Source organism: Thermoleptolyngbya sichuanensis A183 (assembly GCF_013177315.1).
Classification (GTDB): domain Bacteria; phylum Cyanobacteriota; class Cyanobacteriia; order Elainellales; family Elainellaceae; genus Thermoleptolyngbya; species Thermoleptolyngbya sichuanensis.
Genome location: NZ_CP053661.1, coordinates 3,135,817 through 3,152,570 on the forward strand (window position 1 = coordinate 3,135,817; position 16,754 = coordinate 3,152,570).

Annotated in this window: 12 protein-coding genes; 7 read left to right on the forward strand and 5 right to left on the reverse strand. The window is 57.6% G+C overall.

Translation table 11 applies throughout. The annotated features are described in order from the left end of the window. Window positions 1-7 precede the first annotated feature (7 nt). From HPC62_RS13115 to groES, 3 genes are all read right to left on the reverse strand, one after another. On the reverse strand, window positions 8-1,321 hold the full coding sequence (locus tag HPC62_RS13115) for an NF041680 family putative transposase (protein ID WP_172353244.1): 1,314 nt from the start codon (window positions 1,319-1,321) through the stop codon (window positions 8-10). A 300-nt stretch (window positions 1,322-1,621) separates the two neighbouring features. Then, window positions 1,622-3,259, reverse strand: coding sequence for a chaperonin GroEL (gene groL / locus HPC62_RS13120; RefSeq protein ID WP_172356365.1), 1,638 nt, complete (start codon window positions 3,257-3,259; stop codon window positions 1,622-1,624). Window positions 3,260-3,380: 121 nt separating this feature from the next. Continuing rightward, the gene (gene groES / locus HPC62_RS13125; protein ID WP_172356367.1) at window positions 3,381-3,692 is read right to left on the reverse strand and encodes a co-chaperone GroES; all 312 of its coding nucleotides are present in this window, start codon (window positions 3,690-3,692) and stop codon (window positions 3,381-3,383) included. 506 nt (window positions 3,693-4,198) lie between these two features. Between groES and HPC62_RS13130 the strand changes: the two genes are divergently transcribed. The 6 genes from HPC62_RS13130 (at window position 4,199) to HPC62_RS13155 (ending at window position 9,610) form a co-directional block, all read left to right on the forward strand. After that, on the forward strand, window positions 4,199-4,513 hold the full coding sequence (locus HPC62_RS13130; protein WP_172356369.1) for an acylphosphatase: 315 nt from the start codon (window positions 4,199-4,201) through the stop codon (window positions 4,511-4,513). 230 nt (window positions 4,514-4,743) lie between these two features. After that, a complete protein-coding gene (locus tag HPC62_RS13135; protein WP_172356370.1) occupies window positions 4,744-6,195 on the forward strand; it encodes a glycosyltransferase family 4 protein in 1,452 nt (483 codons plus the stop codon). 118 nt (window positions 6,196-6,313) lie between these two features. Further along, window positions 6,314-6,949: a bis(5'-nucleosyl)-tetraphosphatase (symmetrical) YqeK gene (gene yqeK / locus HPC62_RS13140; protein ID WP_216655252.1), complete on the forward strand. Its 636-nt coding sequence runs from the start codon at window positions 6,314-6,316 to the stop codon at window positions 6,947-6,949. A gap of 186 nt (window positions 6,950-7,135) precedes the next feature. Continuing rightward, window positions 7,136-7,600: a ribosome silencing factor gene (rsfS, locus tag HPC62_RS13145; protein ID WP_172356372.1), complete on the forward strand. Its 465-nt coding sequence runs from the start codon at window positions 7,136-7,138 to the stop codon at window positions 7,598-7,600. A 353-nt stretch (window positions 7,601-7,953) separates the two neighbouring features. Continuing rightward, window positions 7,954-8,472: a CGLD27 family protein gene (locus HPC62_RS13150; RefSeq protein WP_172356375.1), complete on the forward strand. Its 519-nt coding sequence runs from the start codon at window positions 7,954-7,956 to the stop codon at window positions 8,470-8,472. Between the two features lie 184 nt (window positions 8,473-8,656). Then, window positions 8,657-9,610, forward strand: coding sequence for an asparaginase (locus HPC62_RS13155; protein ID WP_172356377.1), 954 nt, complete (start codon window positions 8,657-8,659; stop codon window positions 9,608-9,610). A 207-nt stretch (window positions 9,611-9,817) separates the two neighbouring features. Here HPC62_RS13155 and HPC62_RS13160 read toward each other — a convergent pair whose 3' ends face one another. Then, the gene (locus HPC62_RS13160) at window positions 9,818-11,377 is read right to left on the reverse strand and encodes an NAD(P)H-quinone oxidoreductase subunit N (protein ID WP_172356379.1); all 1,560 of its coding nucleotides are present in this window, start codon (window positions 11,375-11,377) and stop codon (window positions 9,818-9,820) included. A gap of 526 nt (window positions 11,378-11,903) precedes the next feature. Here HPC62_RS13160 and topA point away from each other — a divergent pair. After that, window positions 11,904-14,801, forward strand: coding sequence for a type I DNA topoisomerase (gene topA, locus HPC62_RS13165; protein ID WP_172356381.1), 2,898 nt, complete (start codon window positions 11,904-11,906; stop codon window positions 14,799-14,801). Between the two features lie 102 nt (window positions 14,802-14,903). Here the strand turns inward: topA and HPC62_RS13170 are convergent, their stop codons facing one another. Next, complete coding sequence (locus tag HPC62_RS13170; protein ID WP_172356382.1) at window positions 14,904-16,589, reverse strand: peptidase M15A; 1,686 nt, start codon at window positions 16,587-16,589, stop codon at window positions 14,904-14,906. Window positions 16,590-16,754: the final 165 nt, after the last annotated feature.

Here is a 16,754-nt window from a genome sequence, read left to right on the forward strand (position 1 = left end):
CTCGCAGTTAAGCTGCTGTTGCAACCGGACTGTTCAGGGATTGTTCGGATGTCTTGCGTTTCGAGGCTCGTTTTTTGACCATCGGATAGCAGGGACGAGGAGTTGGCTTGTGCCCCTTGCCTCGTCCTGGCGATTTACCACGAGGTTTAGGCGCAGGAGCAGGGGTGCCAATCGCTGCCAAAATGCCTGCAAACGCTTGTGCGACCCGACCCGGAGTCAACGTTTCTTGCGGTGCCTGCCAGGGCAAGGGGTGGTCAGTACAGTCCTTTCGCGCTAACCACAACTGCCAACTGAGCAACGGCATCAGGCTGCTCCACTGTTCGGTTGCCGATACAGAACTGAACTGGGGATGTGTCCAATATAGCCTCTGCTTGGCAAAGCGATACCAGTGTTCAATGGCAAAGCGACGGAGGTAGTGCAACCACAGGGTTTCTAACGGAGGCATCTGCTCACCCAGCCAAACTAACCACAAAGGAGCCAAGCGTCGCGTGCTGCTCTGTGTCTCCAGCACCTCCACGCGCAACACTTCCATTGCCCGTTTGGGGGATTTGCGGAAATGGTATGCACTCCAACGACTGACCCGCACTCGTCCCCAGTTGGGATCATCGACTTCAACGGTTTCGACCGGGACACTCCAAGTGTCAGGGTCATTGAGTTTCATCTTATGTCCATGCTTGGCAGGTGCGCCTCGCCCTCGATACGCTGGGGGCGCGCCATAGACACATCGATTGGATGTAACCCGCAGCAGCAAGTCTGCCTCAATCCCTGCCGTTTGGTTGACAAAACTGGCATTGCCGTACCCTCGGTCGTAGATCGCCAACGGACGCACCGCTAACTGCCGAGTCACTTGTTTGAGTTGGAATGCCGCTTTACTGGCGGGTGTTTCAAAGCTGGTGATGCGCTCATGCCGCAATGGTAATGCCCAACTGCCCCTGTCTTCAGCAATCCAGGCTAAGGTACTGTAGTTTTGTCCGGCTATCGGGGCATGTCCTGTTCTGCCTGATAAGGTGCGGTCTTTCAAACGCCTGGCAGCAGGACGGTTCCACCGACTCGCATCACCTGCCAACAACGGTTGCTGCTGAGTCGGTATCTGCTGCACCAACAGCTTCAGCACCTTTGATCGGGGTAGGCGGCTATCGCGCAACGCTTCATAGGTGCTCGACCACTGGCGACGAAAGACAGGACTCTGCGATAGCCTCACAAACGACACGATGCACGCACTCACTAACACGGCATCCATCAGATCAAACAGGGCATCTCTGGCGTTTCCCAAGCTGGCATACAACGTTTGGCGAAATTGCTGAAGTTCGTTGAAAATCATGGGGTCAATGTTGGTTGTACTTCATTGACCTTACGGCAGTCGGTGCTTCTCATTGACTGCCTTCCTCTTCACCATTAGTCCAAACTAAAGGGAATAGGGCATGGCAGGAGAACTAAAGGAGAACTAGAAGAAAACTAAGAAAAGAGCGATCGCCCGCTTGGAACGATCGCTCTTTTCGCTGAATGTTCTTGACCTCCAACTCTGAGTCCGGCTCCCAGGCGCTACACCAGCAGCGTAGCGCCTGGGAATGTTCCAACTAACTCGTCGAACTAAGCCGTTGAACTGAGTCGTTGAACGAACTTAGTAGTCGAAGTCGCCGCCCATGCCGCCGCCAGCGCCAGCGCCAGCCGCTTCCTTGGGCTCGGGCTTGTCAACCACGATGCACTCGGTCGTCAGCACCATGCCCGCGATCGAAGCGGCGTTTTGCAGCGCAGAACGGGTCACTTTCGCAGGGTCGACGATGCCCGCAGAGAACATATCCACGAACTCGTCCGTAGCGGCATTGTATCCCACGTTGAAGTCCTTCTCCTTCACACGCTCAGCAATCACCGCGCCGTTCTGACCTGCGTTTTCGGCAATCCGCTTCAGCGGCGCAGACAGGGCACGAGCCACAATCAGCGCACCCGTCAGCTCTTCCGCCGTCAGGTTGCTCTTAGCCCACTCCTCCAATTGGGGAGCCAGGTGAGCCAGCGTAGTGCCGCCCCCAGGAACGATACCTTCTTCTACCGCAGCTTTGGTTGCGTTGATGGCATCTTCCAGACGCAGCTTGCGATCCTTCATTTCGGTTTCGGTTGCGGCACCGACCTTGACCACAGCCACGCCACCAGAGAGCTTGGCTAGGCGCTCTTGCAGTTTCTCTTTGTCGTAAGAAGAATCGGTTTCTTCGATCTGACGACGGATTTGTTCGCAGCGAGCCTTGACCTGAGCCTCGTTGCCCTCGGCGACAATGGTCGTGGTGTCCTTGGTAATGGTGACACGGCGAGCCTTACCCAGGCTTTCCAACTTCACGCTGTCCAGTTTCAGACCCGCATCTTCGGTGATCACCTGGCCACCCGTCAGCACGGCAATGTCTTCCAGCATGGCCTTGCGGCGATCGCCAAAACCAGGAGCCTTGACCGCAGCCACATTCAGCACACCCCGCAGACGGTTCACCACCAGCGTTGCCAGGGCTTCTTTCTCGATGTCCTCAGCAATGATCAGCAGCGGACGACCAGCGCGGGCTACTTGCTCCAGCACGGGCACCAGATCCTGCACCAGGGTAATCTTCTTGTCGGTCAGCAGGATGAACGGCTCATCCAGGATGGCCTCCATGCGCTCGGTGTCGGTGGCAAAGTATGGCGAGATATAGCCCTTGTCGAAGCGCATCCCTTCGGTGACTTCCAGTTCGGTCGTCATGGACTTGCCTTCTTCCAGCGAGATCACGCCTTCGCGACCCACTTTGTCCATCGCTTCGGCAATCATCGCGCCAACTTCTTCGTCATTGCCCGCAGAGATAGAGCCAACCTGGGCGATCGCCTTAGAGTCTTCCACCGGACGAGCATGTTCTGCAATCTTGTCTACCAGGAACGCAGAAGCCTTGTCGATACCGCGCTTCAGCGAGATTGCATTGGCCCCCGCCGCCACGTTCCGCAGACCTTCTTTCACCATTGCATGGGCCAGCACGGTCGCAGTGGTCGTTCCGTCGCCCGCAGCATCGTTGGTCTTGGATGCAGCCTGACGAATGAGAGAAACGCCCGTGTTTTCGATATGGTCTTCTAGCTCAATCTCCTTGGCAATGGTCACACCGTCGTTGACGATTTGGGGTGCGCCAAACTTCTTCTCTAGCACCACGTTCCGACCTTTGGGGCCGAGGGTGACTGCGACGGCTTCTGCCAAAATATCGATGCCCTTTTCCAGAGCGCGACGTGCGTTTTCGTTGTAGATGATGCGCTTAGCCATAGTTTCGATTTTGGATTTGCGATTGAGAATTTACAGTTGAACAGATTCGATTTCGGGCTAGGCCTCGGAACACATGCGGCTTGCAACCGCAGCCGCCTGTCCAAAACCCAAAATCCAAAATTTAGGAAACGATCGCCAGAATGTCTTTCTCGCTCAGCAGCACGTACTCTTCGCCGCCCAGCTTAATGTCGGTGCCTGCGTACTTGGAGTACAGCACTTTGTCACCCACCTTCACTTCTAGCTCTTGGCGGGTGCCATCGTCGTTGCGCTTGCCGGGGCCCACCTGCGCCACTTCGCCGACTTGAGGTTTTTCCTTAGCGGTGTCGGGCAGAAAAATGCCGCCTGCGGTCTTTTCTTCGGAAGCGCTGACCTTTACAAACACGCGATCGCCCAATGGCTTAACGGTGGAAACACTCAAGGACACAGCAGCCATACGTATAGTCTCTCCAGACGATAAAGTTGCAGTTAGGTTGAAAGAATCTTGCTCAATTGCTGGCTTGTTTGACCAGACAGACCTGCTGCAAGGACTTTGCCCTTGACGCGCTCCGCATTCCCGTTCATATTGAAAGGCTGAACCGGACACTTGCCAGAGCGATCGCCCATCGGGAAACAAGCTCCGTAAGCTCAGCAGAAGCCATCTGCCCTATGCCAATCTGCAATCGAGCCGTTGCTATCGAGTCGAGAATTTAGCACTCTCAACTCCTGAGTGCTAATTTACCTGGCAGGTGGGCCCCTCTGCAACTTTTTGGGGTGTACGGGTTCCCGAACTAGCGGTTGGAGGTTGGGGTATGGCAATTGCTAACGCGAGGGCAATTGAGGGTTCGGGATTGGGATCAGGAGCGCGTTGTCAGAGGGTTGAAGTAGTTCTCTATGAAGTAGTTCTTTATCAGGTCAACCCTGGCTAACTCACAAGGGTTTTGGATGAGGAGCAACCAACCAATGACACATGCACAACCACCAAGGGCTGTGAGGGCTGTAGGCGACTGGGTGCGGGCCCATGTCTGGATTTCGGGCAAAGTGCAGGGGGTAGGTTACCGCTTTTCGACCTGTGATACGGCAACACTGCTCAAGATCAACGGCTGGGTGCGAAATCTAGCAGATGGGCGCGTTGAGGCCGTGTTTGAGGGGCCGGGCGATCGCGTTCAGGAAATGATTCGCTGGTGCCATCAGGGGCCACCGACAGCGGTCGTAAAAGACGTGGCAGTGCAATATGAATCGCCGGAACACTTACGGGGCTTTGAGCTAAGGCGGTAGGCAAATCGCCAGATTGCAAGTTGATTTTAGCGATCGCCTCAGTCTTGATTTTCCTGTATTGAATCTTCCTGCATTGAATCTTTGTATCGAATCCCAGAAAGCACGCCTGAATACAGCGCGTGGGCAACCTTGATTTATCTATCCCTGAGAGCTATTTATCCCTGACAGCAGTTTTTCAGTCTCCTTGGCTTCTGCGTTAGGATGCTCATTCTGCTGGCGCTTTTGGCTACATGCGAATTCTGATCTATTCCTACAACTATTCTCCAGAGCCGATTGGAATTGCGCCGCTGATGACCGAGCTAGCCGAAGGCCTAGTACAGCGAGGACATGAGGTGCGCGTGGTGACGGGGATGCCCAACTATCCGCAGCGGCGCATTTACCCTGGCTATCGCGGACGGCTGTATCAAACGCGGGTAGAAAACGGCGTGCGAGTACAGCGCTGCTATGTCTGGATTCGGCCGCGACCGGGGCTGCTGGGGCGGGTGCTGCTGGATGGCAGCTTTGTGATTACGAGCGTCGTGCAGGCGCTATGGGGCTTTCGACCGGATGTAATTCTGCTGACCACTCCGCCGCTGCCCGTCAGCGTGCCTGCGGCGCTGTTAGGGAAGATTTACCGCTGTCCGGTGGTGCTAAACGTGCAGGATATCTTGCCGGAAGCGGCGGTGCGGCTGGGCATTGTGAAAAATCGGCTGGCCATTCGCGCGTTCGAGGCGCTTGAGCGATTTGCCTACCGCACCGCAACGGCGATCGCCGTGATTGCCGACGGCTTTGCTCAAAACCTGATAAACAAGGGCGTGTCGCCCCAAAAGTTAACCTGTATTCCCAATTGGGTAGACGTAAACTTTATTCGCCCGATGCCGCCAGCCGAGAACCGATTCCGCCGGCAGCACGGCTTGCAAGAAAAATTTATCGTGCTGTATGCAGGCAACATTGCTCTGACGCAGGGCATGGAAACGGTGGTTGAGGCCGCAGCGCTGCTGCGCGATTTGCCCGATTTAATCGTTGCGATTGTGGGCGAGCGCGAAGCCTGTCAGCAGTTGCAGGACTATGCGGGGCAGTGCCATGCAGACAACGTGCAGTTTTTTGACTTTCAGCCGCGAGAACAATTGCCCCATCTGATGGCAGCGGCCGATGTAGGGCTGGTGGTGCAGCGCAAAAATGTGGTGAGTTTTAACATGCCGTCGAAGTTTCAACTGCTGCTGGCCAGCGGCTGCCCAGTGGTGGCTTCGGCCCCGATGGAGGGTGAGCTGGCAAAACTCGTGCTGCACAGCGAGGCGGGAACGGTCGTGCAGCCGGAGCAGCCAGAGCAACTGGCAGAAATGCTGCGCTCGGTCTATCACGATGCGCCGCAGCGGGCCGCGTGGGCTCACCAAGGGCGACAGTATGCCCTCCAGCACTATCGCTTTGAGCAGGCGATCGCCGCCTATGAACAGCTATTCCACTCGCTGACCGGTTTGACAGAGCCAGGAACAGCGGCGATCGCCCCACCCCCTACGCCCACTGCCACGCCACCCGCCGCCCTGCTGCCCAATGGTTCATCACCCAGTTCAGTGCCTAGTTCAGTGCCTAATTCACTACCTAGTTCAACGTCTAACAGTTCAACCGCTAACGGTTCCATGCCCAGCGGATCAACGTCTGACAGCCCCACGAATTCCACCGAGCCAGCCCGTCGCCAATCCTAGCGGTAAGCCAGCCATCTCGTAACCTGCGCTACAATTGATTCATCTGGTGACTCATCTGGCAGGGGACAGTGAGCAAATCTATGCATTCCTATGCATCCTCAAGCAGCATGAATCCAGCATGGTTGATTTAGACGACGACACGCTGCGGAGCCGCATCCTGAGCTGGCTAGAGGCGCAGGTTCCAGCCTCGCGGGTGCAGCATGTGCTTGGGGTCGAGCAGATGGCGATCGCCCTGGCCCATGTTCATAATCTCGATCCACAGCGGGCAGCCCTGGCAGCACTGCTGCATGATTTGGCGAAATACTTCAAACCCCAAACGCTGCTGAGCATTGCGGACGAGGCGGGGCTGCCGCTCGATCCGGTAGATGAAGCCAATCCCCACCTGCTCCATGCCGACGTGGGGGCGATCGTGGCGCAGCGAGAATTTGGCGTGACCGATGCCGACGTGTTGGCGGCGATCGCCAACCATACTCTCGGTCGTCCCGGCATGAGCGCCCTTAGCTGTGTTGTGTTTTTGGCAGACACGCTAGAACCGGGTCGCGGCAACACCGACGAACTGCGTCATCTGCGAACCGTGAGTCAGCAAAATTTAACGCAAGCAGTTTGGATGACCTGCGACTATACCTTCAAACACCTGCTGGACGCTGGACATTTAATTCATCCCCGCGCCCTGCAAACCCGAAACTGGTTTCTCCAGGCAGATTCGGGGCGATGGCGCAGCCCCGCTGCCGAGGCATATCGCCCTGCAACTTGATCGGTTCCAAGATTTACCGCAACTTGATTTTTTGCCCGCTGCTTCGTTGTTCATCACACAATGCAAAACTTTGTTTTTTTGCTATCCTGCCTGCAATCTCGATTTAGCCAGTCTTGAATCCCCGGTTCTATCAAACCCGGTTCTATCAAACCCTGTCCTATCAAACCTAGAGGTACTGAACATTTGATGACCCATGAATCTCCGCTAGAGGCCCTGCTTTCTACTCGGTTGGCTGCCGATGCATCCGCCCCTCACCTCACCCTCGAAACCGACTCCAGCAGCGATGACCTAGCGCTGGCGATCGCCCAGGCCGCCGACGACCGCAAAGGCGGCGACATTGTGCTGCTGAAGGTGGCTGATGTGTCTTACCTGGCAGATTATTTTGTGCTGGTGACGGGCTTTTCGCATGTGCAGGTGAGGGCGATCGCCAACAGCATTGAGCAAACGGTGAAGGAAAAACTCCAGCGAGTGCCCGTGCGAATCGAGGGGCAAGCCGAAGGCAATTGGGTACTCATCGACTACGGCGATGTGATTGCCCACATCTTCCTTGAAAAAGACCGCGAGTTCTACAACCTGGAAGCGTTTTGGGGACACGCCGAGCGGCTGTCTTTTGCGGCACTGCAAAGCGCAAGCCCCTCTGCAAAAGGCTAGGGGAGCGTTTGACGGCCGGCCTTGAGAAGGGGCATTTGACCCGCGTCTTTCAGTCCGGAGCATTTAACTAGAATCTCGCTGGGTCGAGTGCCCTCTGTCCTAGGCGGCTGGGGTTAAACAAGGTAGCGAGGAGCCTGGAAATCACAAAAGCCCTGTGCAGCGTGACTTTTGGCACCGCCTCCTGCCTTCTGTCTGCTCCTAGCTACACCAGATTCGTGGATTACAGTAGACTGCATTCAGGATTGTTTTCAGAATCCGATTTGGAACCAGACTCAGTGCGGATGACGCGAGAAGTCAGCGCACTTCGTTCACCGTTTCCCACCTCGCGCTAGGATGCAGCCCAACTGTTGCCCATGAAATCCTCTCTGCCCGTCTGCCCGGTTCCCTCCGAGCAGCAACCCATCAATGAGTTTCAGGACTTGCAGGAGTCCTGGTTTTTTCGCTGGGCGACGCTCGACCTCTGGCACTACATCAAGCCGATTCTGATTCTCTGGAGCTTGAGTTGGGCGGTGTCTGGGCCTGTGGCGGCGGTCAGCTTTCCGCCCGCGAAATATCCAGCGCTGTTTGCCCTGAGCGCGGCGGTAGGGGCTTGCGTGATTCCGCTGCTGGCGCTAGTGCGGCTGACGCTGGGCTGGTGGTATGTGCGCGATCGCCTTTCCAAGGAAACCGTGTTCTATGAAGAATCGGGCTGGTATGACGGACAGACCTGGACGAAGCCCGAAGAGGTGTTGCAGCGCGATCGCCTGATCGTGAGCTACCAAATTCAGCCTATTATGAAGCGGCTCTGGCGCACGTTTGCCATCTTTGGGCTATTGCTGGTTCTTAGTAGCATTATCTGGGGCATTCTTTCGCATCGTAGCTCGTTGACGTGACTCCCTCGCGAGAATCGTTGACTGGCATCGCCTCGATCCAAAACATCTGCCGTCCACCACACCTGCTGTCAAGCCATCTCATGACACATCATGGCGTTTCTATTGCGCTGGTGGACGCAGTGTGTCACAGTCCTAGAGGCGGAAGACGCTGGACTTTATTTACTGGAAATGGCTAAGGCCAGGAATGACTAGGGGAAAACGAGTACAGACCGCAGAGCTAGAAGTTCGGCTGCTGCGAGAGGGCATTATCGAGTCGCGGCACCTGGTGCAGGCGGCAGTCGCAGACAATCGTGGTCGCGTGCTGTCCGTCGCGGGCAGTGCGGAGACGGCTTCCTTTGTGCGATCGTCGCTCAAGCCGTTTCAGGCGATGGCAGTGACCAGCACGGGCACGCTGGAGCGCTTTGGGTTGAGCGATCGCGATCTGGCGATTATGTGCAGTTCCCATCGCGGCACGATTGAGCAGGTGCGTCAGGTATTCAACATTCTTTGGCGTTGCGACGTTGACCCGTCAATGTTGCAATGCCCCATTCCCGATGGCAAGCGTAGCCCGCTAGAGCATAACTGCTCTGGTAAACATGCGGGCATGTTAGCAGTCTGCCGCCAGCTTGGCTATCCCACCTCCGACTATCTGCAGCGCAACCACCCGGTGCAGACGCTGATCCTGTCCAAGGTATCAGAACTGCTGCGGATGCCTGCGGCGGAATTTATCTCCGCCCACGACGATTGCGGCGCACCCACCTACTTTATGCAACTGGGGCAGATGGCGACGCTGTTTGCCCAGCTTGCGTCGGGCAGCAGCCTGGATCTGGAACGCATTGTGCGAGCGATGACCCATCACCCCATTCTGGTGGCAGGCGAGGGCGAATTTGATACAGAAGTGATGCGCTTGTCGGAAGGGGCGCTGGTGAGCAAGTCGGGTGCAGAGGGGATTCAGTGCATTGGTCGCGTGGGCGAAGGCATGGGGCTGGCGATCAAGGTGATGGACGGAGCCAAGCGGGCCAAGTATGCCGTCGCGGTTCACCTGCTCAAGCAGATCGGCTGGGTGACCCCGGCGATCGCCGAAACGCTGACCGAACGCTACCTAACGCTGGGCAACTTTAAGCGGCTGGATGTGCAGGGCGACCTGACCGTCGTGTGATTTTCCTGGTGTAATTTTTGTATTTTGCAGATCTTGTGCGGTCTCGCACTGCGATCGCAAAACCGTAACCGAAAAACCGTAACCACAAAAAGCAGGTGGCCAATCGCCAAGCGATCAGCCACCCACTTTTCATTCTTCGCTCTTCGCTCTTCCTTCTTCCTTGTTCCTCTTTCGCGCTTCCCCTTCCATCGGAGTGCGGACGCAGCCCTACTCCACAGGATTTGGATGGGCGATCGCCATCAGGGCCCGTTCAACCCGTAGCGCGGGTTGCAGCATCGGCGTGCGGTCAACCGAGTCATTCGCCAGCGTAAACAGCGGATTGGACAGAATGCCCGCCAGCGAGGTGAAGATTAGCGCCGTGACGATGCCTACCTGGAGCGGGCGCATTCCTGGCAGCGTCCAGCGGATTGGCGGATAGTTCTTTACCGACTCAGACATTTCATCCGGCTCCTTCACCACCATCATCTTCACCACGCGGATGTAGTAGTAGATGGAGATCACGCTCGTCACCAGGCCGACCAGCACCAGCGCATAGGCCCCAGCCTGCCAGCCTGCCCAGAATAGATAAATCTTGCCAAAGAAGCCTGCCAGCGGCGGAATGCCCCCCAGAGACAGCAGACAAATGCTCAGCGCCAGCGTCAGCAGCGGGTCTTTTTGGTACAGACCGCTGTACTCGGTAATTTCGTCTGTGCCCGTCCGCAGCGCAAACAGGATGATGCAGGAAAACGCGCCCAGGTTCATGAACAGGTACACCAGCAGGTAGAACACCATGCTGGAATAGCCGGCCTGAGTACCCACGAGCAGCCCGATCATCACAAAGCCGGCCTGACCAATCGAGGAATAGGCCAGCAGTCGCTTCATGCTGGTCTGTGCCAGAGCTACCACGTTGCCAAGCACCATGCTGAGAATTGCCAGGGCGGTCAGCACAAACTGCCACTGATCGGAAACAGCAGGAAAGGCCGTTACCAGCAGGCGAATCGCCAAAGCGAAGCCCGCTGCCTTTGAACCCACTGACAAAAACGCGACTACGGGCGTTGGTGACCCCTCGTACACGTCTGGGGTCCATTGGTGAAAGGGAACAGCGGCAATCTTGAAGGCAATGCCCGCAATCACAAACACCAAGGCGATCACAATGCCAATGGAGTCTTCTAGCCCGGCGATCGCAACGTTGGTGGCGATCGCCCCCAGTCGCGTTTCCCCACCCGACAGCCCATACAGCAGCGACGAGCCATAGAGGAAAATGGCGGAACTGGCCGCGCCAATCAGCAGATACTTCAGCGCCGCCTCGTTGGAGCGGGGGTCGCGCTTCATATAGCCCGTCAGCAGGTAAGACGAGATACTCAGCGTCTCCAGCGACACAAACACCATCACCAGTTCATCGGCCCCAGAGAGGAACATGCCGCCCAGCGTCGCCGTGAGCAAAATCACGATGAACTCGGCCAGCGATGTGCCCGATTGCTCTACGTAGCGCACCGACATCAGGATCGTCAGCGCCGCCGACAGGGCAATGATGCCGCGAAACACGACGCTCAGGGTGTCTCCGCTAAAGCTCCCCAGAAACGAAACGGGTTCGGCGATATCCCACTGCGGCACCAGCGCCACAACGGCCGCCAACAGTCCGGCGATCGCCACATAGGGAGTCCATCGAGCCGACGATCGCCCCACAATCAAGTCTCCGATCAGCACCACCATCAGCGTGGCAATCACAATCCCTTCCGGCAGAATGGTTCCGGCATTAAGCTGGCCGACAAGCGTGGAAAAGTCCATAGGGGGTCTAGCGTAAACGGCGCAAAGTTGAAAACGTGACGGAACAAGACGACCTTATCAGAATCATGGGCAGTTTAGACAAAAGCGCTTGAACGAAACACTCGACAAAACGTTCAAACCGAAAAGTTCAAACCGAAAAAACGTTCAAACGTGGTTGCCGAATCCGCTTTCTGTGGGCAAACTGCTTTTTAACCGCCTGCATTGCAGGTCAGGCTCGTTCCATTTCCTTCCATTTCTAATGGATCATACCGCGCAAATCTGTGCGCTACGTGCGGCTCGGCCGATAATCCCCGTTGTTTCTCCTAATAGCCCCCAAAAGATTTCCTTCTTGTAAAATCCTTACGATTTGAGATTCCCTACTTTTCAAGGCTATGGTCTATAAGTAGAGAACAGGCATCAGTCAAACAGACTGTAATCGCCTGTCTGTAATCGCCTATCTGTCTCGTCCTCGCCCGTCCCCCACCAGATCGAAGCGTTACCGATACGTTCTCCATCTGCGTCCTTTTTCTTAGCACGACTGAGATCCATGTCAACTCTCGTCATTGTCGAATCCCCCACCAAAGCGAAAACCATCCGCAACTACCTGCCGCCGGGCTATCGGGTCGAGGCATCGATGGGCCATGTGCGAGATTTGCCCCAGTCGGCGAGCGACATTCCCGCTTCGGTCAAGGGCGAAGAGTGGGCAAAACTTGGGGTCAACGTAGACGCAGATTTTGAGCCGCTCTACATCGTGCCGCAGGACAAGAAGAAAGTCGTCAAGGCTCTGAAAGAGGCTCTAAAACAGGCCGACGAGCTAATCCTGGCGACGGACGAAGACCGCGAGGGAGAAAGCATTAGCTGGCACCTGCTGCAACTGCTCCAGCCCAAGGTGCCCACGAAGCGCATGGTGTTCCACGAAATCACCGAGGAAGCCATCCGCGAGGCCCTGCAAAACTGCCGCGATGTGGATGAGCAACTGGTTCATGCCCAGGAAACTCGGCGCATTCTAGATCGGCTGGTGGGCTACACGCTGTCGCCCTTGCTGTGGAAAAAAATTGCCTGGGGTCTATCGGCAGGGCGAGTTCAGTCGGTTGCAGTACGCCTATTGGTCAACCGCGAACGGCAGCGCCGCGCTTTTCGCAAAGGGTCTTACTGGGATCTGAAGGCGACGCTGGAGAAAGACGGCAGCAGCTTTGAGTCGAAACTGGTGACCCTGGGTGGCTGCCGCATTGCCACGGGGGCAGATTTTGACGAATCGACGGGACAAATCATCGCCGGACGCGATGTGCTGCTGCTGGGTGAGGCAGAGGCCCAGGCGTTGCACGATCGCCTCCAGTCGGCAACCTGGACTGTCACAGGACTAGAAGAGCGGTCTTCGACACGCAAGCCCTCGCCGCCCTTCACCACCTCGACGCTGCAACAGGAGGCCAACCGAAAGCTGCGCCTGTCGGCCCGTGATACGATGCGCGTGGCTCAGAGCCTTTATGAACAGGGCTATATCACCTACATGCGAACCGACTCGGTGAATCTGTCGCAACAGGCGATCGCCGCCGCTCGAAGCTGCGTTCAACAGATGTATGGCAGCGAATACCTCAGCCCCGAACCGCGCCGCTATTCCACCAAGAGCAAGGGCGCACAGGAAGCCCACGAAGCCATCCGTCCCGCAGGTAGCACCTTCCGCACGCCCCAGGAAACGGGCCTGAGCGGGCGCGAGTTTCAGCTTTATGACCTGATCTGGAAGCGCACGGTGGCCACCCAGATGGCAGAAGTTCGCCAGACGAATATCACCGTGCAGATCCAGGCAGAAGATGCGGGATTCCGCGCTACGGGCAAACGCATTGACTTTCCCGGCTTTTTCCGGGCCTACGTGGAAGGATCGGACGATCCCGATGCGGCAATCGAAAACCAGGAAGTGATCCTGCCTGTGCTGCGGGAGGGCGACCATCCAAATTGTCAGGAGTTGGAGGCGATCGCCCACGAAACCCAGCCGCCCGCCCGCTACACCGAAGCGTCCCTAGTGAAAACGCTGGAAAGCGAAGGCATCGGTCGCCCCAGCACCTACGCCAGCATCATCGGCACCATCATCGACCGGGGCTACGCCCAAATGGTGAACAACAGTCTCGTGCCCACTTTCACTGCCTTTGCCGTCACCAGCCTGCTCGAAAAGCACTTTCCCGACCTGGTAGATACCAGCTTTACCGCTCGCATGGAGCGCACGCTAGACGACATTTCCACGGGCGAAGCCGACTGGCTGCCCTATCTCCAACAGTTTTACCTGGGCGAAACCGGGCTAGACGGGCAGGTGAAGCAGCGCGAGAGCCAGATCGACCCTGCCGAAGCCCGCAGCGTGGATCTGGAGGGGCTGGATGCCAAAGTCCGCATTGGCCGCTACGGAGCCTATATCGAAACCGAAACCGAGGAGGGGCCGGTTAAAGCTACCATTCCCCAAGACTTTACGCCGTCTGACCTGGATGCCGAGCGGGTCGAAGTGCTGCTGCGTCAAAAAACCGAAGGGCCGGACAAGCTTGGATTTCACCCCGAAACGGGCGAACCGATTTACGTGCTGATCGGAGCCTACGGCCCCTATGTGCAGCTTGGCGATGTAACGGATGAAAACCCCAAGCCCAAGCGCGCCTCGCTGCCCAAAGGCGTGCAGCCCCAAGATGTAACGTTGGAGCAGGCGGTGAACCTGCTGGCGCTGCCGCGTTTACTGGGGATGCACCCGGAAACGGGCTGCAAGATTCAGGCGAACTTGGGTCGCTTTGGGCCCTACATCGTCCACGACCAGGGCAAAAACGGCAAGGACTACCGCTCGATCAAAGGCGACGACGACGTGCTGACGATTACCCTGGAGCGAGCGCTGGAACTGCTGGCAGAACCGAAGGCAGGGCGCGGACGCGGACGGGCCGCGGCTCCGATTCGAGAATTAGGCCCCCACCCGGAAGACGGCGAACCCGTGAACCTCTACAACGGCCCCTACGGCGTTTACATCAAGCACGGCAAACTTAACGCCTCCCTGCCTGAAGGCGAAAAAGCCGAGTCCATCAGCATGGAAGCGGCCCTGAAAGCGCTGGCAGAAAAAGCCGCCACCAAGAAAACCTCGCGCCGTTCCAGCAAAACTGGCGACGCAGGCACGAAGACTTCGGGCACCAAGACAGCGACCAAAACCACCAAAACAACCCGCGCAAAGGCTGGCACGGCTCAATCCAGCACGGCTAAATCCAGTACAACTAAATCCAGCACGGCTCAATCCAGCACAACTAAGGCGGCCGCTGCGAAGAAGACAACCAAATCTGCTAAATCGACGGCGGAGGCCGAAGCTGAGGTAACGCCAACCGAACCAGCGCCCGCCAAAAAAACGGCAGCAAAATCCACCCCTGCCAAGTCCACAACCCAAAAAGCGGCATCCACCACGCGCAGCACCAAGTCCACCAAAGCGTCCTGAGCGTCTGATTGACTTTGGCTGGTGCTGTTGACTGGAAATGCCTGATGCTGGGCATTTAGAAAAGCCTAATTTAGAAACGCTTAACTCTAGAAGCGCTTGATTCTAGTAAACCCAGCGGACGCGGTGATCTGGCTCTGGGCTGGCGATCGCCCCCCTGCTCTCTAGGTAGACCAGCGCTGGATATTGGGTAAACCGCCCTAGCCCACCTGTCCACCAGGGATCGAGCGTCCAGTAAATCTGCTGCCCGGTAAGACCGTCGCAGTAGAACAGCAGGGCACTGCCAAGCGTATGCTGCTCTGGACTGGGGCCAGGCAAGGCTCTGGCTGCCTCTGGAGAACAGTGCCATGCGATGATATGGGGCGATCGCCCTAATCGCGTGGCCACCTGTTCCATCGCCGTCGCCAACTGCACGATCGCCCGCATCGCCGCCAGATTTTTCGGCAGGTACAGCCCGCCTTGGGTCGCCTCCGCCCAGGTCAGCCGTCCGCCAGGGGCGATCGCCCCGTGCAGTTGAATCGTGTCTAGCGTCCACTCGGTTTGCAGCACGGGCAGCAGGTCGGGTACGGGTGCAGGCGTTGCGTCTGGAGAGCCGGGACGTGCCGATTGCAACTGCCGCAGGTCATCCACGAGCGATCGCACGGTGGTCTCGCCTGTCTCCAGCCCCCGCCAGGTCTGCACCAGATGCAGCAGGGCCACGCGCTGAGCGTCGGTTTGGCGATAGGCAGCGGGAATCCGCTGGACAAATCGCAGAAGCTGCTGATCAAGCTGGCGAGCAGCATCCAGCAACGCAGCGGGGCTGGCGCTCATCAAGGATTCTGGATCTACACCCAGCGTCCGCACGGCTGTCGTGCGCGAATCCAGGCCTTGCCATAGGCGAAAGGTTTCCGTCAGGGCATTGCGCTGTTCCCCTTTGCCCAGGTAATGCGCCGGAAGCCGCTGCACAAAAGCCATCAGCGCCGGGTCTAGCGTGGTCAAATCTGGGGAAAGGGGATCTTTCTTTTCTAGAGAGGCGATCGCCGCTTCTCGGCTGGGCAACTGTCGCCAGCACTGCACCAGCCGCAGCAGCGCCTCCCGCTGATGGGGATAGCCCGCGTAGTTGAGCGGCAGGCGGCGGCTCAGGTCTTGCAAGGCGATGTCCAGGCGGTCCGTAGCAGGCAGCGCGTCTGGCTCAGAGGTTGACCCACGGGGCAAGAGCGAGTGAATGGCGGCTGATTGGCTGTCCAACTTCCGCCAGAGTCGCACTGCCTCCAGCAGTCCGTCTCGCTCGTGGCTTAGCCCGCGATAGGTTGCAGGCACTTGTTCCAGGAAATTCAGCAGCGCCCCATCCACAAACGCCAGGTTAGACGGCAAACCCGCCGCCAGATGGTCTGCTTCCACCCTTTGGACATAGGCCCGCAGCAGCGCCCCGCCGTCGCAGGGTTCGAGCTGGGCGGCGTGGGTGTCGTTGGGCGGCGGCAAATAGCCCTCCGCCAAGGCGGTCAAAAAGCGATCGCCATAGCGCCCCCGATCCACGTCCCACAGGTCAGCGCTTTGCCAGCCCTGAGCAATCAGGCGATCGGTGATGCTGCGAACCGTGCTGGCGACGACCTGCGCCTGTCCAGGTAGCGTTTCTACCTCTGTCAGCGCCACCTGGTTGGCAGGCGAGATGCCGAGGCCGACTTCACCATCGCTCAGGGTTGGAGCCTGATGCACCGCGTGGAGGGCCGCCAGCAGCGGCGCATGAACCCCAGCGCGATCGCCCGCCTGTTGAAAACATGCCCTGCGCTGTGCGGCGTTGAGTGGTTCCATCGCTCCCTGTCCTCCCAGTCTTGCAATTCGGCTTCGCGATTATCCGTCGCGGCTCCAAACGACTATCTGCCCTCCCAATTTACCCGCTGATGCCCATTTGGAGACAGGTTGGAGATTTTGGATTGGGGATTTTGGATTTTGGATTGGGGATTTCGGATTTTGGAT

What these genes read in the sequence shown, in the direction of transcription:
- HPC62_RS13160 (WP_172356379.1), bottom strand. Translation starts at nt 11,377, where the DNA reads ATGGACTTTTCCACGCTTGTCGGCCAGCTTAATGCCGGAACCATTCTG.
- HPC62_RS13170 (WP_172356382.1), bottom strand. Translation starts at nt 16,589, where the DNA reads ATGGAACCACTCAACGCCGCACAGCGCAGGGCATGTTTTCAACAGGCG.
- yqeK (WP_216655252.1), top strand. Translation starts at nt 6,314, where the DNA reads ATGGTTGATTTAGACGACGACACGCTGCGGAGCCGCATCCTGAGCTGG.
- HPC62_RS13155 (WP_172356377.1), top strand. Translation starts at nt 8,657, where the DNA reads ATGACTAGGGGAAAACGAGTACAGACCGCAGAGCTAGAAGTTCGGCTG.
- HPC62_RS13150 (WP_172356375.1), top strand. Translation starts at nt 7,954, where the DNA reads ATGAAATCCTCTCTGCCCGTCTGCCCGGTTCCCTCCGAGCAGCAACCC.
- HPC62_RS13135 (WP_172356370.1), top strand. Translation starts at nt 4,744, where the DNA reads ATGCGAATTCTGATCTATTCCTACAACTATTCTCCAGAGCCGATTGGA.
- HPC62_RS13115 (WP_172353244.1), bottom strand. Translation starts at nt 1,321, where the DNA reads ATGATTTTCAACGAACTTCAGCAATTTCGCCAAACGTTGTATGCCAGC.
- HPC62_RS13130 (WP_172356369.1), top strand. Translation starts at nt 4,199, where the DNA reads ATGACACATGCACAACCACCAAGGGCTGTGAGGGCTGTAGGCGACTGG.
- topA (WP_172356381.1), top strand. Translation starts at nt 11,904, where the DNA reads ATGTCAACTCTCGTCATTGTCGAATCCCCCACCAAAGCGAAAACCATC.
- groES (WP_172356367.1), bottom strand. Translation starts at nt 3,692, where the DNA reads ATGGCTGCTGTGTCCTTGAGTGTTTCCACCGTTAAGCCATTGGGCGAT.
- groL (WP_172356365.1), bottom strand. Translation starts at nt 3,259, where the DNA reads ATGGCTAAGCGCATCATCTACAACGAAAACGCACGTCGCGCTCTGGAA.
- rsfS (WP_172356372.1), top strand. Translation starts at nt 7,136, where the DNA reads ATGACCCATGAATCTCCGCTAGAGGCCCTGCTTTCTACTCGGTTGGCT.